The following is a 15,639-nucleotide window of genomic DNA, read 5'->3' as shown; positions in this document are numbered from 1 at the left end:
TCCTCACTCGGCGATGCGCTGGATGAAGCGCGTCTTGATGGGCAGCTTGGCCGCCGCGAGGGTCAGCGCCTCGCGCGCGAGATCCACGCTCACTCCGTCGATCTCGAACATGATGCGGCCAGGCTTGATCTTGGCCGCCCAGTATTCGGGAGCGCCCTTGCCCTTACCCATACGCACCTCGGTGGGCTTGGCGGACACGGGAACATCGGGGAACACGCGGATCCACACCCGGCCCGCACGCTTCATGTGACGGGTGAGGGCGCGACGCGCCGCCTCGATCTGGCGGGCGGTGACACGCTCCGGCTCCACGGCCTTCAGGCCGAACTCGCCGAAGTTCAGTTCCGTGCCGCCCTTGGCGACGCCGTGGATGCGTCCCTTGAACTGCTTGCGGAACTTGGTGCGCTTGGGTTGCAGCATGGCTTAATCGCCTTCTCTCTCGCCGGCCGTCAGGCGCGCTCGCCGCGGTGATGATCACCACGCTCGCGATCACCACGCTCACGGTCGCCGCGCTCGCGCCGCTGGGGCCGCGAGGAGGGACCGGCTTCCTGCTCAGCCTGGCGCTTGTCCTGCGCCATGGGATCATGCTCGAGGATCTCGCCCTTGAAGATCCACACCTTGACACCGCAGGTGCCGTAGGTGGTGAACGCAGTGGCGGTCCCGTAATCCACATCGGCACGCAACGTGTGCAGCGGCACGCGGCCTTCGCGATACCACTCCAGACGCGCGATCTCGGCGCCGCCGAGGCGACCGGAGCAGTTGATGCGGATGCCTTCCGCGCCAAGCCGCATCGCGGACTGCACCGCGCGCTTCATGGCGCGACGGAACGCCACGCGGCGCTCCAGCTGCTGGGCGATGGACTCAGCGACGAGGCGCGCGTCGGTCTCCGGCTTGCGGATCTCGACGATGTTGATGAAAACCTCCGAGTTGGTCATCTCGGAGACCTTCTTGCGCAGCTTGTCGATGTCCGCGCCCTTCTTGCCGATCACCACGCCCGGACGCGCCGAGTAAATGGTCACGCGGCACTTCTTGTGCGGACGCTCGATCACCACCTTGGACACCGCAGCCTGCTTGAGCTGCTTCAGCAGCGTCTCGCGGATCTTGATGTCTTCGTGCAGGAGCCTGCCGTACTCGCCCTTGCTGGCAAACCAGCGCGAGTCCCAGGTACGGTTGATGCCGAGCCGGAGCCCGACCGGATTGACCTTCTGACCCATCAGGCCCGCTCCTCGACTTCCCGCACCACGATGGTGATGTGGGAGAAGGGCTTCTCGATGCGCGAGGCGCGACCACGCGCCCGCGGCGAGAACCGCTTCATGACCAAACCCTTGCCCACGTGCGCCTCGGCGACCACCAGGTCGTCGACATCCAGCTCGTGGTTGTTCTCGGCGTTGGCAATCGCGCTCTCGAGGCACTTCTTCACGTCGCGGGCGATCCGCTTATGCGAGAACTCGAGATCGGCGAGCGCCGTAGCCACTTTCTTGCCGCGGATCAGACCCGCGACGAGATTCAACTTTTGGGGCGAAACGCGCAGGTTGCGCGCCACCGCCTTGGCTTCGTTGTCCGCGAGCGCGCGGGGCTTTGCCTGCTTACCCATGACCGATCACCGCCGCTTCGACTTCTTGTCGGCCGCGTGTCCGTAATAGGTCCGCGTGGGCGCGAACTCACCGAACTTCTGACCGATCATTTCTTCGGTGACCGTCACGGGCACGTGCTTGTGACCGTTGTAGACGCCGAAGGTTAAGCCCACAAATTGGGGCAGGATGGTGGAGCGCCGGCTCCAAATCTTGATCACGTCCCTGCGACCCGAGCCCGCAGCGGCCTCCGCCTTCTTCAGCAGATAGCCGTCGACGAACGGGCCCTTCCAAACCGACCGTGTCATCTGTCAGGCCCTCACTTCTTCCGCTTGTGGCGGCTGGACACGATGAACTTGTCCGTCGCCTTGTTGCTGCGGGTCTTCTTGCCCTTGGTGGGAATGCCCCAGGGCGTGACCGGATTGCGGCCACCCGAGGTGCGGCCTTCGCCGCCGCCATGCGGATGGTCCACGGGGTTCATGACCACACCACGGTTGTGCGGGCGCTGGCCCAGCCACCGGTTCCGCCCGGCCTTGCCGAGAGAAATGTTCATGTGGTCCGGGTTCGACACCGCGCCCACGGTGGCGTAGCACGCCCCGTGCACAAGGCGCTGCTCACCCGAGTTCAAGCGCAGGATCACGTAGCCCTCGTCGCGACCCACGATCTGCGCATAGCTGCCGGCGGAGCGGGCGATCTGGCCGCCCTTGCCCTGCTTCAGCTCCACATTGTGGACGATGGTGCCCACCGGAAGCGACGACAGAGGCCCGGCATTGCCCGGCTTCACGTCCACCTGGCTGCCCGCGATCACCTGATCGCCGACCGCGAGGCGCTGCGGCGCCAGGATGTACGCCAGCTCGCCGTCCTCATACTTGATGAGGGCGATGAAGGCGGTGCGGTTGGGATCGTACTCGATCCGCTCCACAGTCGCCGGCACGCCGCGCTTGGTGCGCTTGAAATCCACCAAGCGATACGTCTGCTTGTGTCCACCGCCGCGAAAACGGACGGTGATACGGCCATTGTTGTTACGGCCGCCCGACGAGCTCTTGCCCTCGGTCAGCGTCTTCACCGGCTTGCCCTTATAGAGGCCGGAGCGGTCCACGATCACGAGCTGGCGAAGGCTCGGCGTGACCGGCTTGAAATGCTTCAGCGCCATGGTCTTTTTCCGTTCCCCGTCGCTCTCAGAGGCCCGTGGTGATGTCGATCTTCTGCCCCTCTTCGAGGGTCACGACCGCCTTCTTGACGTCGCTCTGGACGCCCTTGCGGCCGCGGAAAATCTTCACCTTGCCCTTGCGGACCAGGGTGTTGACGCTCTTGACCTTGACGTCGAAGAGCTTCTCGACCGCTTCCTTGATCGCCGGCTTGGTGGCGGTCTTCGCCACCTTGAAGACGACCTTGTTGTGCTCGCTCTGGTTCGTCGCCTTCTCGGTGATGACCGGCGAGAGGATCACGTCGTAATGACGCGGCTCGATATTGCGCGCGGAACTCATTTGAAGCGCGCCTCCAGCGCATCCAAGGCGGCCTTGGTCAGCACCAGCGTATCGCGACGCAGGATGTCATAGACGTTGATGCCCTGGACCGGCAGCACGTCCACGTAGGGCAGATTGCGAGCGGCCAGCGCCACGTTCTGCTCCACCTGCGCCCCGTCCACGATGAGCACCGACGCCCAGCCGAGCTGCGCGAAGCGGTCCTTCAAGGCCTTGGTCTTCGGATCGGCGAGCGACACAGCGTCGACCACCACGATCTGCTCCGCCTTCACCTTGGACGACAGAGCGTGCTTCAGGGCCAGGGCCCGCACCTTCTTGGGCAGGTCGAACGCATGCGAGCGAACCACCGGACCGAAGGCGCGGCCGCCGCCACGGAACTGCGGCGCAGACGCCGCACCGTGACGCGCGTTGCCGGTGCCCTTCTGCTTGTACATCTTCTTGGACGTGCGGTTGATCTCCGAGCGTCCCTTGGTCCGGTGCGTGCCGGCCTGGCGGCGGGCAAGCTGCCACGTCACCATGCGGTGCAGGATGTCCGCGCGCGGCTCGAGACCGAAGATCTCATCCGAGAGCGTCACCGAACCGGCGTCGGCGCCGTCGAGCGTCTTGACGGTGAATTCCATCACGCGCCCTCCTCGTTGGTGGCTTCAGCCGCAGGGGCCGCCTCGGCCACGCCGTCCGCGCCCAGCTTGAACGCGCCGGGCTTCGGCGCGTCATCGGGGAGCTTCTTCTTCACGGCGTCGCGCACAGTGATCCAGCCGCCGGCGTGACCGGGAACCGCGCCTTCCACGGCGATCAGGCCGCGCTCGACGTCGGTCATCACGACCTTGAGGTTCTGGGTGGTGACGGTCACGTCACCCATGTGGCCGGGCATCTTCTTGTTCTTGAAGGTCTTGCCCGGATCCTGACGGCCGCCGGTCGAACCGATCGAACGATGCGAGATCGACACACCATGGGAGGCCCGCAGACCGCCGAAGTTGTGCCGCTTCATGCCGCCGGCGAAACCCTTGCCGATGGTGGTGCCAGTCACGTCCACGTACTGGCCCACCACGAAATGGTCCACCGTGATCTCGGCGCCGACTGGAATCAGCGCCTCCTCCGGCACCCGGAATTCCGCAAGCTTGTGCTTGGGCTCCACCTGGGCGACCGCGAAGTGGCCGCGCTCAGCGCGGGTCACGTTCTTCGGCTTGCGACGGCCAGCGCCAAGCTGCACCGCGACATACCCATTCTTATCGAGCGTACGGTGGGCAACCACCTGGCAGCTCTCGACTTTCAGCACAGTGACCGGCACGTGCTCACCGGCATCGGTAAAGATGCGGGTCATGCCGACCTTCTGGGCGATGACGCCTGACCGCATGGTCGTGTCTCCTCGCCTCTCGTTCAGAGCTTGATTTCGACGTCAACGCCGGCGGCGAGGTCGAGCTTCATCAGCGCGTCCACCGTCTGGGGCGTCGGATCGACGATATCGAGCAACCGCTTGTGAGTACGCATCTCGAACTGCTCGCGCGACTTCTTATCGATGTGCGGAGAGCGATTCACGGTGAACTTCTCGATCCGCGTGGGCAGCGGGATCGGGCCGCGCACCTGCGCACCCGTGCGCTTGGCCGTGGCGACGATCTCGCGCGTCGACGCATCGAGGATGCGGTGATCGAACGCCTTCAGGCGAATTCGAATGTTCTGGCCGTTCATGGCTCAAAGGCTCCGGGAATGAAGGGCACGCGCACCATGCGCATCGCGCGATGCGGCGTGCCCCCGTTTCTTTTCGTTTCGGCTCACTCGATGATGGCGGCGACGACGCCGGCGCCGACGGTGCGGCCGCCCTCGCGGATGGCGAAGCGCAGCTTCTCTTCCATGGCGATCGGCACGATCAGCGCCACGTCCATGGACACGTTGTCACCGGGCATCACCATTTCGGTGCCTTCCGGCAGGGTGCACACGCCGGTCACGTCCGTGGTGCGGAAGTAGAACTGCGGGCGATAGTTGGTGAAGAACGGCGTGTGACGGCCACCCTCCTCCTTGGTCAGGATGTAGGCCTCGGCCTTGAACTTGGTGTGGGGCTTCACAGAGCCGGGCTTGCACACCACCTGGCCGCGTTCCACGTCCTCGCGCTTGGTGCCGCGCACCAGGATGCCCACGTTGTCGCCGGCCTGGCCCTGGTCCAGCAGCTTGCGGAACATCTCGACGCCGGTCACCGTGGTCTTCTGGGTCGGGCGGATGCCGACGATTTCCACTTCGTCGCCGACCTTGATGATGCCGCGCTCGACGCGGCCGGTCACCACCGTGCCGCGGCCCGAGATCGAGAACACGTCCTCGATCGGCATCAGGAACGGCAGGTCAACCGGGCGCTCCGGCTGCGGGATATAGGCGTCGACCTGGGTCATCAGCTCGAGCACCGCGTCACGGCCGAGCACCGGATCGCCGTTCTCGAGCGCAACCAGCGCCGAGCCGCGCACGATCGGGATGTCGTCGCCGGGGAAGTCGTACTTGGAGAGCAGCTCGCGCACTTCCAGCTCGACCAGCTCCAGCAGCTCCGGATCGTCGACCATGTCGCACTTGTTCAGGAACACCACCAGCGCCGGCACGCCCACCTGACGGGCGAGCAGGATGTGCTCGCGGGTCTGCGGCATCGGGCCGTCGGCGGCCGACACCACCAGGATCGCGCCGTCCATCTGCGCCGCGCCGGTGATCATGTTCTTCACATAGTCGGCGTGCCCGGGGCAGTCGACGTGCGCATAGTGGCGGTTCTGGGTCTCGTATTCCACGTGCGCGGTCGAGATCGTGATGCCACGCGCCTTCTCTTCCGGCGCCTTGTCGATCTGGTCATACGCCGTGAACGTCGCGCCGCCGGTCTCCGCAAGCACCTTCGTGATCGCCGCCGTCAGCGACGTCTTGCCATGGTCAACGTGACCAATCGTGCCGATGTTGCAGTGCGGCTTCGAACGGTTGAACTTCTCTTTGGCCATGGGACGCTCCGTTGGGTCTCTCTGGCGTGATCTTCAAAGGGTGAATGGGGTTCAGGCCGACGCCGTCAGGCGTACTTGGCCTGAACCTCCTGAGCCACGTTCGACGGCACCTGCTCGTAGTGGTCGAACTGCATGGTGAACGTGGCGCGCCCCTGGCTGAAGGAGCGGAGCGTGTTCACGTAGCCGAACATGTTGGCCAGCGGCACCATCGCGTTGATGACGTTCGCATTGCCGCGCATGTCCTGGCCCTGAATCTGGCCACGACGGGAGTTCAGGTCGCCGATGACCGAGCCCGTGTAATCCTCGGGGGTCACCACCTCGACCTTCATGATCGGCTCCAGCAGCACCGAGCCGCCCTTCTGCAGGGCCTCACGGAACGCCGCGCGGGACGCGATCTCGAACGCCAGGGCCGACGAGTCCACCTCATGGTAGGCGCCGTCGATGAGCTGCACCTTCACGTCCACCACCGGAAAGCCGGCCAGGACACCCGCGCCCAGAACACTCTCGAGGCCCTTCTGGACACCCGGGATATATTCCTTCGGCACCGCGCCGCCGACGATGGCGCTTTCAAAGGCAAAGCCCTTGCCGACCTCGTTAGGCTCCACGATGAACTTCACCCGCGCGAACTGGCCGGTACCACCGGTCTGCTTCTTGTGGGTGTAGTCTACCTCGGTCTTCTTCGTGAGAGTCTCACGATAGGCGACCTGCGGCGCGCCGATGTTGGCATCGACCTTGTAGGTCCGCTTCAGGATGTCGACCTTGATGTCGAGATGCAGTTCACCCATCCCCTTGAGAATGGTCTGGCCGCTCTCGTGGTCAGTCGACACGCGGAAGGACGGGTCCTCGGCGGCCAGCTTCGACAGGGCGATGCCCAGCTTCTCCTGGTCGGCCTTCGACTTCGGCTCGATGGCGATCTCAATGACCGGCTCCGGGAATTCCATCTTTTCCAGGATCACGGCATTGCTCGGATCGCACAGCGTGTCGCCGGTGCGCACATCCTTGAGGCCGGCGAGAGCGACGATGTCGCCCGCATAGGCTTCCTTGATGTCTTCCCGGTTGTTGGCGTGCATCAGCAGCATCCGCCCGACGCGCTCGCGCTTGTCGCGGGTGGAGTTGAGCAGGCCCATGCCGGTTTCCATCTTGCCGGCGTAAACGCGGCAGAAGGTGATGGTGCCGACGAAGGGATCGTCCATGATCTTGAACGCGAGCACGGAGGTCGGCTCGTCGTCCGAGGGCAGGCGAACGGTGTCTTCCTCGGTCTTGAAGTCGATGCCCTTGATCGCGCCGCGATCGATGGGCGACGGCAGGTAGGCCACCACGGCGTCGAGCAGGGGCTGCACGCCCTTGTTCTTGAAGGCCGAGCCGCAGAACACCGGGTTGAACTTGCGCCCGATGACAGCCTTGCGGATCAGCGACTTGAGGGTCGCCTCGTCCGGCTCATTGCCGTCCAGGTACGCGGCCATGGCGTCGTCGTCGAGCTCGACGGCGGCTTCCACCAGCTTGTTGCGATACTCGGCAGCCTTGTCGGCGAGATCCGCGGGGATCTCTTCGTCGTGATACTTCGCGCCCAGCGCCTCATCTTCCCAAACGACCGCCTTCATGCGGACGAGGTCGATGACGCCCTTGAAGTTGCTCTCCGAGCCGATGGGCAGCTGGCAGCACACCGGATTACCGGCGACCCGATCCACGATCATCTCGACGCAGCGGTAGAAGTCGGCGCCGATCTTGTCCATCTTGTTGACGAACACGATCCGCGGCACGTTGTACTTGTCCGCCTGGCGCCACACCGTCTCGGTCTGCGGCTCAACGCCCTGGTTGCCGTCGAGCACGCACACCGCGCCGTCGAGCACGCGCAGAGAGCGCTCCACCTCGATGGTGAAATCGACGTGCCCGGGGGTGTCGATGATGTTCAGCCGCTTGCCGGCCCAGATGGCGGTCGTCGCGGCCGACGTGATGGTGATGCCGCGCTCCTGCTCCTGGGTCATCCAATCCATGGTGGCAGCGCCATCATGGACTTCGCCGATCTTATGGCTCTTGCCGGTATAGTAGAGGATCCGCTCCGTGGTCGTGGTCTTGCCGGCATCGATGTGCGCCATGATGCCGAAGTTGCGGTAGTCCTCGATCGCGTGAGTACGGGGCATGGAAGTCGTCCTCTCCGATCACCAGCGGTAATGCGAGAAGGCACGGTTGGCTTCCGCCATACGGTGCGTATCCTCGCGTTTCTTCACGGCGGCGCCGCGATTGTTGGCGGCATCGAGCAGCTCAGCGGAGAGACGCTCCACCATGGTCTTCTCGTTGCGCGCCCGGGCGGAAGCGATCAGCCAACGGATCGCCAGGGTCTGGCGACGCTCGTTCCGCACTTCCACGGGAACCTGATAGGTGGCGCCACCCACGCGGCGGGAGCGAACCTCCACCGCCGGCGCCACGTTCTCCAGCGCCTGGATGAACACTTCCACCGGATCGTGCTTGGCCTTGACCTCGACCACGTCGAGGGCGCCGTACACGATGCTTTCGGCCACCGACTTCTTGCCGTCGCGCATCACGGAATTCATGAAGCGAGACAGGGTGGTGGAGCCGTACTTGGCATCCGGGATGACTTCGCGGCGCTCGGCCTTGTGACGACGTGACATCGTTCAGTTCCTCACTTCAGCCGGATCACTTCGGACGCTTCGCGCCGTACTTCGAACGGCGCTGCTTCCGGTTCTTGACGCCCTGCGTATCGAGCACGCCGCGCAGGATGTGGTAGCGCACGCCGGGAAGGTCCTTCACGCGTCCGCCGCGGATCATCACCACGGAGTGCTCCTGAAGGTTGTGACCTTCGCCGGGAATGTAGCCGATCACTTCGTAGCTGTTGGTCAGCCGCACCTTGGCCACCTTACGAAGAGCCGAGTTCGGCTTCTTCGGGGTCGTGGTGTACACACGGGTGCACACGCCGCGCTTCTGGGGGCTCGACTGGAGCGCCGGCGCCTTCTCCCGCGCCTTCTGCGCTTCCCGTGGCTTACGGATCAGCTGGTTGATCGTCGGCATGTACGCCTTCGCCTCGTCCTGACCTGCGGCCTCGACCGCACTTTTAAGTTCGACGACCCCTTAGGACCGCCACGGCTGGCCACCTCGCGGCGGCCGTACGAAATTCCTTTCGACCGACAGCGGATGCCGTCGGCCGCACCACGAACAGAAAAGGCGTCGCCCGCCACCGCACATCGGCGGCGAAGACGCCTTGTTCGCGACAGAGGATCACAACGCACAATCCTCAAGACCCGAAGGCCCGAAGGCGGCGCTGCGATCGTGCACCTGAAGTTATCGCAGTGCTGTTCCTGGCAGCGGTTGGTGTCGGGAAAAGCGCTTGACCGGGGCTGGAACCGCGATCGATGGAAGCACTTCAAATCCCTAAAACACCGTTCGCCTGCCGCGAAAGTGGGGTGCTTTTAGCCGCAGAGTCGCTCTGCGTCAAGAGTTTCAATACTCGCGAGCCAGGAAAAGCTCGACCAACCCGGCTTTTCGGACATTCGAAAAGGTCTGGGCACCCCACGCGGAGGATTTGCGGACTGTCACAAAGAAAAGGGCGCGGCTCCAGGAAGCCGCGCCCGGTTGTCGGAGATGCCCGAGGATCAGGCCAGCAGGGAGGCGACGCCGTCGCGCTCTTCCAGCAGTTCCTTCAGGGTGTTGTCGAGCTTGCCCTTGGAGAAGTCGTCGATCGGCAGATCCTTCACGACTTCGTAATCGCCATTGGCGCACACCGCCGGCACGCCGAAGACGATGCCCTCCGGCACGCCGTAGGAGCCGTCGGAAGCCACGCCCATGGAGACCCAGCGGCCGTCGGTGCCGTGGATCCAGTCGTGCAGGTGGTCGATCGCCGCATTGGCCGCGGAGGCGGCCGACGACAGGCCGCGCGCCTCGATGATGGCGGCGCCGCGCTTGCCGACGGTGGGAATCAGCGTCTCGCGATACCAGGCCTCGTCATTGACGAGCTCGGGCAGCGGCTTGCCGTTCACGGTGGCGAAGCGATAGTCGGCGTACATGGTCGGCGAGTGGTTGCCCCACACCGCCAGCTTCTCGATGTCCTGGCTCAGCACGCCGGCCTTCTTGGCGAACTGCGACAGGGCGCGGTTGTGGTCCAGCCGCAGCATGGCGGTGATGTTGCGGGCCGGCAGGTCGGGCGCGCTCTTGGCGGTGATGTAGGCATTGGTGTTGGCCGGATTGCCGACCACCAGCACCTTGACGTCGCGCTTGGCGACTTCGTTCAGGGCCGCGCCCTGCACCTTGAAGATCTCGGCGTTGGCCTGGAGCAGATCGGCGCGCTCCATGCCCTTCGAGCGCGGACGGGCGCCCACCAGGATAGCCGAGTCGATGTCCTTGAAGGCGACCTTGGGATCAGAGGTGATGACCACGTCGGCGAGGTTCGGGAACGCGCAATCCTCGAGCTCCATCACCACGCCGCCCACCGCGCCCTGGGCCTGCGGAAGATCGAGAAGCTGCAGAATAACCGGCTGGTCCTTGCCGTACAGATCGCCATTGGCGATGCGGAACAGAAGCGAGTAACAAATCTGACCGGCGGCGCCCGTGACGGCGACGCGAACGGCGGGTTTGGTCATGGGAAAATGCCCTTTGCCTTGAGTGAGCCCCTCAGGCTCGGGCGCGCAATCTATGCTCTTGAACCGCGCTTGGAAAGACGAATGCACACCGACGTGCACCGTGCTCCCCGCTTCCTTCGTCTAGGCCTCTGCCACGCGGGCAAGGGGCGTTCGACGACATGGCGGCGGTCCGCGCGGCGGTCCTCGCACCGTTACGGCCGACGCTGACCACGCCGCGCGGCGCGGCGTGCCGGATGCAGAAGGGCCACGGCGCCGGGTCCGGCGCAGCGAGTCGGACCAGCGCCGTCAGAGAATGATGACCCGGTCGGTCAATTCGTTCACGTCGCCCGGCCGATGAGGCAACGGCCCAGCGAGCAGGTCGCCGGCCTTCTGAACGCCGGAAACGAGGCCGCCGGCCAAGCTGCCCCGCTTGGCCTCGCGGGCCACGGCATCGCAGATCTCCGCCCAGGCCACGGGGCCGAGCGGGGTATGTACGCCCTCGTCGGCCACCACCTCCACCAGGCGCTCCCGCGCGGCCGCGAAAATCAGGATGCCGGTGCGGCCCTTGGTGCGCGATATGCCGTGGGCAAGGAACGCCTCGATGGCGGCCGAGCGCGCGGCGGCCTTGAGCGCCAGCCTGGGAACCGCCCGCTCGGTGAGCTGCGGCAGCATCAGCACGCCGGCGGCGACCAGGAAGATGATGGCCTGCAGCTGCAGGATGCTCAGCGCCCCCATGGGCCACGCCACGGCCACCGCCCATGGCAGCACCAAGGCCGCCAGGGCCGACCACATCACCGAGAAGAAGGGATGCTGGACCAGGGGAGCCCGGGTGATGACGACGCGGATCTCCGCAGACGTCTTGCGTTCCGCTGCCGCGATGGCCTCTGTGATCTCACGGATAGCGTCCGGCGGCAGGCCCACCCGGCCCGCGGCAGGCGCGGGAGTCGCGGTCGCGACATAGCTCATTTCATGCCTCCGCTCCACGTGGGGCGCCGACCGCGCGGGCCCCGACCGCCAGCACGATACCATCGCGGGCACCGCGCAGGCCAGCCGCGCCGACGCGGCACGCCCCACTTCGCCTCGGACCGTACGGCCCCTCCCCGCCCGGCGAGAAGTCCGCGCATGGGCGCTTGCGGCCCCTCAGTCTTGTCAGAACCGGCGTGCGAAAGCGAGTCCTCGCCCCACACAATGCGGTGCGCGGCGCCATCCGGGCCCTACCAGCTTCCCGACGCGCCACCGCCGCCCGAGGAGCCGCCGCCGCCGGACCACCCCCCGGAGCCGCCGGACGATCCCCCGCGGTCCCGGCTCCAGTCCCAGGTGGTGACCGGACCCGCGGCGGTGGCGGCGCGCCGCCGCCGGCCCGCCGTCGGGCCGCCCGGCCCGGAACCGCGCGCGGCCCGCCAGAAGATGTAGATCCACAGCGCGATCATCAGCAGCAGAAGGATCAGCCCCAGCCAGTCCTCGGTCGCCGCCTCCGGTTCCGCCGCGCGAGCGCGGGCGCGGGCCTCCTCCGGATCGAGATTGAGCACCTCCAGCAGCGCATCGGTGCCGCTGAGGATGCCTCCCGCCATGTTGCCGGCCTTGAAGGCGGGAACGATGGCGTTGCGGATGATGGTGCTCGCCACGGCATCCGTGAGAATGCCCTCAAGCCCATAGCCGACCTCGATGCGAACCTTGCGTTCCATCGGCGCCACCAGCAGCAGCACGCCGTTGTTCTTTCCGTCCTGCCCGAGCCGCCAGGCGCGGAACAGCGCGTTGCCGTAGTCTTCGATGGGCAGTCCCTCGAGCCCCGGCACCGTCGCCACCACCACCTGGTCCGACGTCTTGCCTTCCTGGGCGGCCAGCCGGGCCTCAAGCTGGGCGCGCGTGGCCGCGTCTAGCACGCCGGCGGCATCCACCACCCGCCCCGTGAGCGGGGGGAAGGAGAGCGCGAGCGCCCCCGCGCACGCCGCCAGCAACAGCCCGCCAGCCATGAGAAGCGCCCGCGCGGAACCCCATGAAAGGCCGCTCGCCCGCCTCCCCGCCCGCTTCGCTGGACTGCTCACGGCCGCCGCCTCAGTTGAACTTCACCTTCGGAACCTGCCTCTGCTCGTCGGTGATGGTGAAGGTCTCCATGGGCTTGTAGGCGCGATAGACGGTCGAGGCCCAGACCACTCCGGGAAAGGTCTTCAGCTCGGTATTGTAGGCCTGGACCGCGCGGATATAGTCCCTCCGAGCCACGGCGATGCGGTTCTCCGTGCCTTCGATCTGCGACTGCAGGGCCAGGAAATTCTGGCTCGACTTCAGGTCCGGATAGGCCTCCGACACCGCGATCAGGCGCCCGAGGGCGCGACCCAGCTCCGACTGGGCCGCCTGGAACTGCCTGAACTTCTCCGGATCGGTGATGGTGGAAGCGTCCACGTTGATCGCCGTCGCCTTGGCGCGGGCCTCGATGACGGTGGCGAGCACGTCGCGCTCCTGGGTGGCATAGCCCTTCACCGTCTCCACCAGGTTGGGGATGAGGTCGGAGCGGCGCTGGTACTGGTTGAGCACCTCGCTCCACATGGCCTTGGCATGCTCCTCGGTGGTGGGAATCGCATTGACGCCGCAACCGGCGACCAGCAGCGAGACCAAGACCACGAACACCGGCGCCCTGACCCCGGCGAGCCGCGCCGCGAACGAACCTGCCATCGCACCTCTCCTTGCTGTCATTCGACAAATTATAGCACGCCGGGCGGCGGGCGCGCCGTTCAGGCGGGACCGAGATAACCCGGCAGGTCCTGGGCCTCGTCGAGGCGCGAGACCTTGATGGCAAGATCCTCGGCGAGCTCGATGTCGGCCTCCAGCAGCCGCGTGCCCATGAAGGAGCGATAGTAATTGCCCCACATGAATTCCTGGAACGGCGTGTCCTCGTTCGAATAGGCCCGGCCGCGCACGCCGCGCGCCAGGGTGCGCCAGGGATTGTCGGTGAGGTCCTTCACATGCGACGGGATCTTCACACAGGGCCGGCGATTGCCGTCCACGTCGATCGGCCAGCACAGGTTCCGGCGTTCCATCTCCTGCCAGAAGCGCGGCAGATCGAGCGCCGACAGGTCATCGACACGCTCGCCCAACACCGCCTTTTCCACGTCGATGCGCAGCAGCGCACGGCACAGATGGTGGTGGTCCACCATATAAAGTCGCCCCGCCGGGCCAAGCACGTGCGGGATGGGCTTGCGGGCGATGAGCGCCTTCAGCTCGTCCTTGGCCAGGCCATCCATGGACTTGGCGCGCTTCTTCACCTCGCTCATGCCGAGCGTGAGCTGGGTGGGATGCAGCCCGTCGATCCCGACCTCGTCCCCTTCGCGAACCCGTCCCATGCGCTCCCCCGATCGTGGCTGTCGCGGCACCTGCCGTGTCGCCCGCTGCGACGATGATAGAGGCATGCTAGCCGCGTTCCGACGCAACCGTTAATCGCAGGCTGGGCGTGCCGCCGGCCGGAAACGAAAACGGCGCCCCTGGGGGCGCCGCATCTCGATACACGCAATCGGGGCAGTCTCAGCCGGGCGAGATCATCTTCTCCGGGCGCACCGCAGCGTCGAATTCCTCGTTGGTGACATAGCCGCCGCCGACAGCTTCCTCGCGCAGGGTGGTGCCCTTCTTGTGGGCGGTCTTGGCAATCTTGGCGGCGTTGTCGTAGCCGATCTTCGGCGCCAGGGCCGTCACCAGCATCAGCGAGCGCTCCAGGCCGGCCTTGATGTTGTCCTCGCGCGGCTCGATGCCCACCACACAATGCTCGGTGAAGCTGAGCGCCGCGTCCGACATCAGCCGCACCGACTGCAGGAAGTTGTAGGCCATCACCGGGTTGTAGACGTTGAGCTCGAAATGGCCCTGGCTGTCGGCGAAGGTGAGCGTGGCGTGGTTGCCGAAGATCTGCGCGCAGACCTGGGTCATCGCCTCGCACTGGGTGGGGTTCACCTTGCCCGGCATGATGGAGGAGCCGGGCTCGTTCTCGGGCAGCGCCAGCTCGCCGAGGCCGGAACGCGGGCCCGAGCCGAGCAGGCGGATGTCGTTGGCGATCTTGAACAGGGAGGCCGCAACGGTGTTGATGGCACCGTGGGAGAACACCATGGCGTCGTGGGCGGCGAGCGCTTCGAACTTGTTCGGAGCCGAGGTGAACTCCAGGCCGGTGATCTCGGCGATCTTGGCCGCCACCTTCTCGGCGAAGCCGATCGGCGCATTGAGGCCGGTGCCCACCGCGGTGCCGCCCTGGGCCAGCTGCATCAGGCCCGGAAGGGTCATCTCGATGCGCTTGATGCCGTTCGCCACCTGCTGGGTGTAGCCAGAGAACTCCTGGCCGAGGGTCAGCGGGGTCGCGTCCTGGGTGTGGGTGCGGCCGATCTTGATGATGTGCTCCCACTGCTTCGACTTGGCCTCGAGGGCGTCGTGCAGGGTCTTCAGCGCCGGCAGCAGGCGATGCACCACCTCCTCGGCGGCCGCCACATGCATGGCGGTCGGGAAGGTGTCGTTGGACGACTGGCTCATGTTGACGTGGTCATTGGGATGCACGGGCTTCTTGGAGCCCTTTTCCCCGCCGAGCAGCTCGATGGCCCGGTTCGAGATGACCTCGTTGGCATTCATGTTGGACTGGGTGCCGGAGCCGGTCTGCCAGACCACGAGCGGGAAATGATCGTCGAGCTTTCCGTCGATCACCTCCTGAGCGGCGGTGACGATGGCCTGCGACACGCCGGGGTCGAGCCGCCCGAGTTCCTGGTTCACCTCGGCGGCGGCGCGCTTGACGATGCCGAGCGCCCGCACCACCGGCAGCGGCTGCTTTTCCCAGCCGATCTTGAAATTGCCCAGCGAGCGTTGCGCCTGGGCGCCCCAGTAGCGGTCGGAAGGAACCTCGATCGGACCGAAGGTATCGGTCTCGGTACGCGTGCTCATGCGTCTGCCCTCTCTCCTAAAGCGCGTTCGACCGAAGCGGCTCCCCGCTCGCCCGCCGAAGACGCATCGACTCGGGGATCTGGCGCACGCTCGCCATTCCAATGAACGCCAAGGTACACCACATCGCGCGGCGGCGGGCTCATAGCACAGG

Annotated in this window: 19 protein-coding genes; all 19 read right to left on the bottom strand. The window is 66.0% G+C overall.

What is annotated here, in order from left to right; genetic code table 11:
• Window positions 1–3: 3 nt before the first annotated feature.
• Complete coding sequence (gene rplP, locus V5F53_RS04590; RefSeq protein WP_393998344.1) at window positions 4–417, bottom strand: 50S ribosomal protein L16; 414 nt, start codon at window positions 415–417, stop codon at window positions 4–6.
• A 29-nt stretch (window positions 418–446) separates the two neighbouring features.
• Window positions 447–1,211: a 30S ribosomal protein S3 gene (rpsC, locus tag V5F53_RS04585; protein WP_393998345.1), complete on the bottom strand. Its 765-nt coding sequence runs from the start codon at window positions 1,209–1,211 to the stop codon at window positions 447–449.
• Complete coding sequence (gene rplV / locus V5F53_RS04580; RefSeq protein WP_393998346.1) at window positions 1,211–1,591, bottom strand: 50S ribosomal protein L22; 381 nt, start codon at window positions 1,589–1,591, stop codon at window positions 1,211–1,213. Before rplV ends, rpsC begins: the two co-directional genes overlap by 1 nt.
• Window positions 1,592–1,597: 6 nt before the next feature.
• Entirely contained in the window at window positions 1,598–1,876 is a 279-nt protein-coding gene (gene rpsS, locus V5F53_RS04575; RefSeq protein WP_393998347.1) for a 30S ribosomal protein S19, read from the bottom strand.
• A gap of 11 nt (window positions 1,877–1,887) precedes the next feature.
• A complete protein-coding gene (rplB, locus tag V5F53_RS04570; RefSeq protein ID WP_393998348.1) occupies window positions 1,888–2,721 on the bottom strand; it encodes a 50S ribosomal protein L2 in 834 nt (277 codons plus the stop codon).
• A gap of 25 nt (window positions 2,722–2,746) precedes the next feature.
• Window positions 2,747–3,055, bottom strand: a complete 309-nt coding sequence (locus tag V5F53_RS04565) for a 50S ribosomal protein L23 (protein ID WP_393998349.1) — start codon at window positions 3,053–3,055, stop codon at window positions 2,747–2,749.
• On the bottom strand, window positions 3,052–3,672 hold the full coding sequence (rplD, locus tag V5F53_RS04560; RefSeq protein ID WP_393998350.1) for a 50S ribosomal protein L4: 621 nt from the start codon (window positions 3,670–3,672) through the stop codon (window positions 3,052–3,054). Before rplD ends, V5F53_RS04565 begins: the two co-directional genes overlap by 4 nt.
• Window positions 3,672–4,406 carry a 50S ribosomal protein L3 gene (rplC, locus tag V5F53_RS04555; RefSeq protein ID WP_393998351.1) on the bottom strand — a complete coding sequence of 245 codons (735 nt, stop codon included), beginning with the start codon at window positions 4,404–4,406 and terminating at the stop codon, window positions 3,672–3,674. The genes rplD and rplC overlap by 1 nt, the downstream gene beginning before the upstream one ends.
• Before the next feature lie 23 nt (window positions 4,407–4,429).
• A complete protein-coding gene (rpsJ, locus tag V5F53_RS04550; RefSeq protein ID WP_012113701.1) occupies window positions 4,430–4,738 on the bottom strand; it encodes a 30S ribosomal protein S10 in 309 nt (102 codons plus the stop codon).
• Between the two features lie 83 nt (window positions 4,739–4,821).
• Window positions 4,822–6,012, bottom strand: coding sequence for an elongation factor Tu (gene tuf, locus V5F53_RS04545; protein WP_509212781.1), 1,191 nt, complete (start codon window positions 6,010–6,012; stop codon window positions 4,822–4,824).
• A 65-nt stretch (window positions 6,013–6,077) separates the two neighbouring features.
• Complete coding sequence (fusA, locus tag V5F53_RS04540) at window positions 6,078–8,153, bottom strand: elongation factor G (RefSeq protein WP_393998755.1); 2,076 nt, start codon at window positions 8,151–8,153, stop codon at window positions 6,078–6,080.
• A gap of 18 nt (window positions 8,154–8,171) precedes the next feature.
• Window positions 8,172–8,642: a 30S ribosomal protein S7 gene (gene rpsG / locus V5F53_RS04535; protein ID WP_393998754.1), complete on the bottom strand. Its 471-nt coding sequence runs from the start codon at window positions 8,640–8,642 to the stop codon at window positions 8,172–8,174.
• A 25-nt stretch (window positions 8,643–8,667) separates the two neighbouring features.
• Entirely contained in the window at window positions 8,668–9,039 is a 372-nt protein-coding gene (gene rpsL / locus V5F53_RS04530; RefSeq protein ID WP_393998753.1) for a 30S ribosomal protein S12, read from the bottom strand.
• A 581-nt stretch (window positions 9,040–9,620) separates the two neighbouring features.
• The gene (locus V5F53_RS04525) at window positions 9,621–10,604 is read right to left on the bottom strand and encodes a malate dehydrogenase (protein ID WP_393998752.1); all 984 of its coding nucleotides are present in this window, start codon (window positions 10,602–10,604) and stop codon (window positions 9,621–9,623) included.
• A gap of 285 nt (window positions 10,605–10,889) precedes the next feature.
• Complete coding sequence (locus tag V5F53_RS04520) at window positions 10,890–11,549, bottom strand: TPM domain-containing protein (RefSeq protein WP_393998751.1); 660 nt, start codon at window positions 11,547–11,549, stop codon at window positions 10,890–10,892.
• Between the two features lie 248 nt (window positions 11,550–11,797).
• Window positions 11,798–12,556 (bottom strand): TPM domain-containing protein, encoded by a 759-nt coding sequence (locus V5F53_RS04515; RefSeq protein ID WP_393998750.1) that lies wholly within the window; start codon window positions 12,554–12,556, stop codon window positions 11,798–11,800.
• 82 nt (window positions 12,557–12,638) lie between these two features.
• Window positions 12,639–13,274: a LemA family protein gene (locus tag V5F53_RS04510; RefSeq protein ID WP_393998749.1), complete on the bottom strand. Its 636-nt coding sequence runs from the start codon at window positions 13,272–13,274 to the stop codon at window positions 12,639–12,641.
• Between the two features lie 38 nt (window positions 13,275–13,312).
• On the bottom strand, window positions 13,313–13,921 hold the full coding sequence (locus V5F53_RS04505; RefSeq protein ID WP_393998748.1) for a ParB-like protein: 609 nt from the start codon (window positions 13,919–13,921) through the stop codon (window positions 13,313–13,315).
• Window positions 13,922–14,099: 178 nt separating this feature from the next.
• Window positions 14,100–15,488, bottom strand: a complete 1,389-nt coding sequence (gene fumC / locus V5F53_RS04500) for a class II fumarate hydratase (RefSeq protein WP_393998747.1) — start codon at window positions 15,486–15,488, stop codon at window positions 14,100–14,102.
• Window positions 15,489–15,639 lie beyond the last annotated feature (151 nt).

The sequence above is a fragment of the Xanthobacter cornucopiae genome, from assembly GCF_043195065.2.
Taxonomy (GTDB): Bacteria; Pseudomonadota; Alphaproteobacteria; order Rhizobiales; family Xanthobacteraceae; genus Xanthobacter.
The sequence above is the reverse complement of the archived record's forward strand: the minus strand, read 5'-3'. Positions and strand labels throughout refer to the sequence as shown.

Bases quoted from the DNA above. Each gene is read 5' to 3' on its own strand.
- V5F53_RS04565 (WP_393998349.1), bottom strand. From the start codon at position 3,055: ATGAGTTCCGCGCGCAATATCGAGCCGCGTCATTACGACGTGATCCTC.
- rplP (WP_393998344.1), bottom strand. From the start codon at position 417: ATGCTGCAACCCAAGCGCACCAAGTTCCGCAAGCAGTTCAAGGGACGC.
- rplC (WP_393998351.1), bottom strand. From the start codon at position 4,406: ATGCGGTCAGGCGTCATCGCCCAGAAGGTCGGCATGACCCGCATCTTT.
- rpsJ (WP_012113701.1), bottom strand. From the start codon at position 4,738: ATGAACGGCCAGAACATTCGAATTCGCCTGAAGGCGTTCGATCACCGC.
- fumC (WP_393998747.1), bottom strand. From the start codon at position 15,488: ATGAGCACGCGTACCGAGACCGATACCTTCGGTCCGATCGAGGTTCCT.
- fusA (WP_393998755.1), bottom strand. From the start codon at position 8,153: ATGCCCCGTACTCACGCGATCGAGGACTACCGCAACTTCGGCATCATG.
- rpsL (WP_393998753.1), bottom strand. From the start codon at position 9,039: ATGCCGACGATCAACCAGCTGATCCGTAAGCCACGGGAAGCGCAGAAG.
- V5F53_RS04520 (WP_393998751.1), bottom strand. From the start codon at position 11,549: ATGAGCTATGTCGCGACCGCGACTCCCGCGCCTGCCGCGGGCCGGGTG.
- V5F53_RS04515 (WP_393998750.1), bottom strand. From the start codon at position 12,556: ATGGCTGGCGGGCTGTTGCTGGCGGCGTGCGCGGGGGCGCTCGCGCTC.
- rpsS (WP_393998347.1), bottom strand. From the start codon at position 1,876: ATGACACGGTCGGTTTGGAAGGGCCCGTTCGTCGACGGCTATCTGCTG.
- V5F53_RS04505 (WP_393998748.1), bottom strand. From the start codon at position 13,921: ATGGGACGGGTTCGCGAAGGGGACGAGGTCGGGATCGACGGGCTGCAT.
- rplV (WP_393998346.1), bottom strand. From the start codon at position 1,591: ATGGGTAAGCAGGCAAAGCCCCGCGCGCTCGCGGACAACGAAGCCAAG.
- rpsC (WP_393998345.1), bottom strand. From the start codon at position 1,211: ATGGGTCAGAAGGTCAATCCGGTCGGGCTCCGGCTCGGCATCAACCGT.
- tuf (WP_509212781.1), bottom strand. From the start codon at position 6,012: ATGGCCAAAGAGAAGTTCAACCGTTCGAAGCCGCACTGCAACATCGGC.
- V5F53_RS04525 (WP_393998752.1), bottom strand. From the start codon at position 10,604: ATGACCAAACCCGCCGTTCGCGTCGCCGTCACGGGCGCCGCCGGTCAG.
- rpsG (WP_393998754.1), bottom strand. From the start codon at position 8,642: ATGTCACGTCGTCACAAGGCCGAGCGCCGCGAAGTCATCCCGGATGCC.
- V5F53_RS04510 (WP_393998749.1), bottom strand. From the start codon at position 13,274: ATGACAGCAAGGAGAGGTGCGATGGCAGGTTCGTTCGCGGCGCGGCTC.
- rplD (WP_393998350.1), bottom strand. From the start codon at position 3,672: ATGGAATTCACCGTCAAGACGCTCGACGGCGCCGACGCCGGTTCGGTG.
- rplB (WP_393998348.1), bottom strand. From the start codon at position 2,721: ATGGCGCTGAAGCATTTCAAGCCGGTCACGCCGAGCCTTCGCCAGCTC.